The sequence below is a fragment of the Bradyrhizobium sp. genome, from assembly GCF_049798375.1.
Lineage (GTDB): Bacteria > Pseudomonadota > Alphaproteobacteria > Rhizobiales > Xanthobacteraceae > Bradyrhizobium.
Map to the genome: position 1 here is coordinate 1 of NZ_JBARGP010000423.1, position 4,325 is coordinate 4,325.

General features: G+C 66.0%; 6 protein-coding genes. 5 read left to right on the forward strand and 1 reads right to left on the reverse strand.

The window, feature by feature from the left end:
* Nucleotides 1-914, reverse strand: a 914-nt coding sequence (locus WA702_RS17875; RefSeq protein ID WP_425111865.1) for a lytic transglycosylase domain-containing protein, incomplete at its 3' end; no start/stop codon positions are given.
* A gap of 124 nt (nt 915-1,038) precedes the next feature.
* On the opposite strand from WA702_RS17875, the gene WA702_RS17880 reads away from it, so the two are divergent.
* From WA702_RS17880 to WA702_RS17900, 5 genes are all read left to right on the forward strand, one after another.
* Nucleotides 1,039-1,974, forward strand: a complete 936-nt coding sequence (locus WA702_RS17880) for a glycine reductase (protein ID WP_425111866.1) — start codon at nt 1,039-1,041, stop codon at nt 1,972-1,974.
* 104 nt (nt 1,975-2,078) lie between these two features.
* Nucleotides 2,079-2,528 carry a PEGA domain-containing protein gene (locus WA702_RS17885; RefSeq protein ID WP_425111867.1) on the forward strand — a complete coding sequence of 150 codons (450 nt, stop codon included), beginning with the start codon at nt 2,079-2,081 and terminating at the stop codon, nt 2,526-2,528.
* An 89-nt stretch (nt 2,529-2,617) separates the two neighbouring features.
* The gene (locus WA702_RS17890) at nt 2,618-2,779 is read left to right on the forward strand and encodes a hypothetical protein (RefSeq protein WP_425111868.1); all 162 of its coding nucleotides are present in this window, start codon (nt 2,618-2,620) and stop codon (nt 2,777-2,779) included.
* Between the two features lie 42 nt (nt 2,780-2,821).
* Nucleotides 2,822-3,157, forward strand: coding sequence for a c-type cytochrome (locus tag WA702_RS17895; protein WP_425111870.1), 336 nt, complete (start codon nt 2,822-2,824; stop codon nt 3,155-3,157).
* A gap of 105 nt (nt 3,158-3,262) precedes the next feature.
* The coding region (locus tag WA702_RS17900) for an MFS transporter (protein WP_425111869.1) at nt 3,263-4,325 on the forward strand (1,063 nt) is incomplete at its 3' end.

A 4,325-nucleotide genomic window follows, 5' to 3' on the forward strand; every position in this document is an offset into this window, starting at 1 on the left:
ACGCCCCACAGCTTGGCGGCTGACAGCGCGACATGCTGCTCGAGCTGGGTGACGAACGGGTTCGGCGCGCGCTTCAGCAGCGCCATCAATTGATGGCATGAGGTCGGCGGCGAACTGGCCGGCATCTTGCCGCCCTTGCCTGCGTCCTTCCAGTCCTCGACGGTCGCCCCCGTAATCACCGAGACATAGTTGCGCGTCTGCCAGGGCATCTGCCCTTTGCCATCGAGCCAGTCCTGCACCCGGCGCGGGCCGGCATTGTAGGCAGCCACCGCGAGGCCAAGATTGCCGAACTGGCTGCGCAGCTCGGCGAGAAACTCGGCCGATTTCGGCAGCGCCTGCACCGGATCAAACGGATCAAGCAATCGCCGCTCGTCGGCCGTGCCCGGCATGAACTGCGCGATCCCCTGCGCGCGCTGGCCATTGCGCGTCACCGGTCCCTCCGCATCGGGCTGGAAGCGGCTCTCCTGCCAGATCACGCGGGCGAAAAATTCCAGCGGCAGATCGTTGGCCTTCGCCGCGGATTCGATCATCAGGCAGATCGCCTCGCGGGTATTGCTCTCTTTGGCGTCGGGCTTGTCCGCGCTGGTCTTGTCGGCATCCGGCTTGGTGTCCGCAGGCTTGGCATCCGCAGGCTTCGCGTCCTGAGGCTTGGCGTCCTGAGGCTTGGCGTCTTCAGGCTTGGCCCGATCGGCGGCGGGCTTCGGCGGCGCGCCCTGCTGTGGCGGCGCCTTGTCAGGCTCTGCGGGTTTCGTCGGCTCTGCGGATTTCGCCGGCTCGGTCGGGGCGGCGGGCGACTGTGCGGCGGGCGGCGGATTGGGGACGTCTTCGGCATCAGCCGCGCGCACCATCGCCAGCGCGAGGCAGAAGCCGAGACTCAAGATGGCACGCATTGCCGCGACACTCTGCAAAGCCATTCCCCGTCTCGACATCCTTTCACCCTGTCAAAACCCTACAGCGGATCTGGTTCCTGTTCATGCCGGCTTGACACATGAGGCACGCAGTCTAGCTATCCGGTTCAAATGGATTGGAGCGCCAGAGATGACCGCCACCTCCGACGACAAGCTGGGCTTCGCGTCCGACGAGGATGTGCCGTTGCCCTATATGGCACGCACGCGCGACTACTATCTCGCGATCGGCTATGACACGCCCTATCGTTGGGCGCACTACACCTCGGCGCCATTCCAGCCGCTGAAGAAGCCGCTCGATCAATCCCGCGTGACCATCATTACCACGGCCGCACCTTACGATCCCACCAAGGGCGATCAGGGACCAGGCGCGAAGTATAATGGCGGTGCCAAGTTCTATTCGGTCTATGCCGGCGACACGGGCGAGACGCACGACCTGCGCATCTCCCACATCGCCTATGATCGCGTGCATACGTCGGCCGAGGACTCCGGCACCTGGTTTCCGTTACCGCAGGTGCTGCGCCTCGCGCGCGAGGGCCGCATCGGCGAGGTCGCGCCGCGCTTCTTCGGCGCGCCGACCAATCGCAGCCATCGCGTCACCATCGAGTCCGACGCGCCCGAGATCCTGGCGCGCTGCCGCGCCGACGGCGTCGATGCCGCGGTGCTGGTGCCGAACTGTCCGGTCTGTCACCAGACCGTCAGCCTGGTGGCGCGTCACCTCGAGGCCAACGGCATCGCGACCGTGGTGATGGGTTGTGCCAAGGATATCGTCGAGCACGTCGCAGTGCCGCGCTTCTTGTTCTCGGACTTCCCGCTCGGCAATTCTGCCGGCAAGCCCCATGATATCCCCTCGCAAGCCCTGACGCTCGAGCTCGCGCTGCGCGTGTTGGAAAGCGCGCCCGGTCCGCAGACCACGGTGCGATCGCCGCTGCGCTGGAGCGACGATCCCATTTGGAAGCGCGACTACAGCAACCCGGCGCTGCTCCCCCCGGAAGAGCTGGCGCGACGCCGTGCTGAGTTCGACGCTCAGAAGGTCATCGCCAAGGGCAACCGCGAAGGCGCGGCGTAGCTGCTGTCACAGTGGGGAAAACCGCCCCCACCGCCGCCTCCCCTTGCACTCCCGCTGCGGTTGCGCTTGAGTGCGCTGGGGTTTGAAGGGGGCTTCTGATTTTCATGCGTATTTTAGGTTGCGTGGCGTTGTGCGCCATATTGGGCGGCTGCGCGTCGGTGACGCGTGGCACGACCGAAACAATCAGCGTGGCATCGACGCCATCGGGCGCGGAGGCGACCATCTCCGGGCTGGAGGCGCCAACAATCTGCACCACGCCTTGCGCGTTCGTCGCCAAGCGCAATGCGGACATCACGGTCACGGTCGCCAAGGAAGGCTATGAGACCCAAATCGTGCCGCTGACGAAGGACATTCCCGCAGCCGGCGCCGCCGGCTTCGCCGGCAACGTCCTGGCGGGCGGCCTGATCGGCATGGGCGTCGACGCCGCCACCGGCGCGGCGACCGACCACAAGCCGAACCCGGTGATCGTGACGCTGCAACCGCATAACGTGGCACCCGCTCCGCATCCAGTGCGTCGACGCAAGCCAGCCCCGGCGCCCGAGGCCGGGACCTGATCGGACGGAAGCCGTGTTCAGGCTTGATCTGAGGCAAGCCGAACGGTGGTGCCGGATGCAATATTTGCGGCCAGCCCCCGGGAAGTCCGATGCGCAAGATGCCTCTCAAGGCTCTGGTCTCGCTGCTCGCCTTGCACGAGGGCCGCAACGCACGTCGGCGCCGGGACCGCATGGTCCTGGTCGGCTCGACCCTTGTGCCGGTCGGCCTGATAGCGCTCTATGCCTATGGCAAGGCGAGCGGACGCTGGTAGACCGCACTTGCCACGCGCGTGATGATTGACGAGGCCGTGCTGATGAAGAGCTTCCGCCTTGCGCTTCTCGTACTTTGCCTGTCGGGCTCGGCCAGCCATGCGCTGGACAGCGAGCAGCAGCGTGGAAAAGCGCTCTTGCAAAGGCTTTGCAGCAGATGCCATGCGATTGGCACCATAGGCGCGAGTCCCCATGCTGATGCGCCCCCCTTCCGGACCTTTGGCGACCAGAAATTATACGACGAAGACTTTGCCCAGCGACTGCAGACCGGCCTCTTCACCATTCACAAGGACATGCCGACATTCCGCTTCGGAGCATCCGATGCTGAGGCAGTGGCTCGCTACCTCCGATCCATCCAGGCGCACCAAAAGCCGAAATGAGGCGCCTGGTCGTCGGTTTCAGGAACGCCGCACCGTAGCTGCCGTTGCCCGACCGCCTTCCCGCTTCGCAGCACGCCGGCATCCTCGTCTTCCGGAGCCCGTTCATTGACCCCAGCCAGCCAGACCGAGCACCCCGACGGCCTGCCGCTGCCGCAACGCAACTGGGCCATCGTCACGATTGCGCTCGGCATCATCATGGCGGTGGTCGACGGCGCCATCGCCAATGTCGCGCTGCCGACGATCGCGCATGACCTGAATGCCAGCCCGGCCTTCTCGATCTGGATCGTCAACGGCTATCAGCTCGCCGTCACCATCTCGCTGCTGCCACTGGCCTCGCTCGGCGAGATCATCGGCTATCGCCGCGTCTATCTCGCCGGCCTCGTGCTGTTCACCTTTGCTTCGGCCTTCTGCGCACTGTCGCACACGCTGTTGCTGCTGACGGTCGCCCGCATCCTGCAGGGCTTTGGCGCCGCCGGAATCCTGAGCGTGAATTCGGCGCTGGTGCGCTATACCTACCCGCACGCGCTGCTCGGTCGCGGCATCGGCATCAATGCGCTGGTGGTCGCTATCTCCGCCGCGGTCGGTCCGACGATCGCAGCCGGCATCCTCTCCTTCGGCACCTGGCCCTGGCTGTTCGCCATCAACGTGCCGCTCGGGTTCGTCACATTCGCCCTCGGCGCGCGCAGCCTGCCCTACACCAATCCTGCTGCGCACACGTTCGACTGGCAGAGCGCAGCGCTGAGCGCCGTGACCTTCGGCGTCGGTGTCTCCGCCATCGACAGCCTCGGCCATGGCGAGGCGATCCTGACCTGCGTGATCGAGCTCGCCGTCGCCGTGGTCGCCGGCGTCACGCTGGTCTACCGGCAGACCCATATGACATCGCCGCTGCTGCCGCTCGACCTGCTGCGCATCCCGGTGTTCGCGTTGTCGATCGCGACCTCGATTTCCTCGTTCTGCGGCCAGATGCTCGCCTTCGTCGCGATCCCGTTCTACCTCGAAGGCCATTTCGGCTACTCGCCCGTGCAGATGGGCCTGTTGATCACGCCGTGGCCGCTTGCGGTCGCGGTTACCGCGCCGCTTGCCGGCCGGCTGGTCGAGCGGGTACCGGCCGGGCTGTTGGGCGGCATCGGGCTTGCGATCTTCGCCGGCGGTCTCGCCTCGCTGGCGC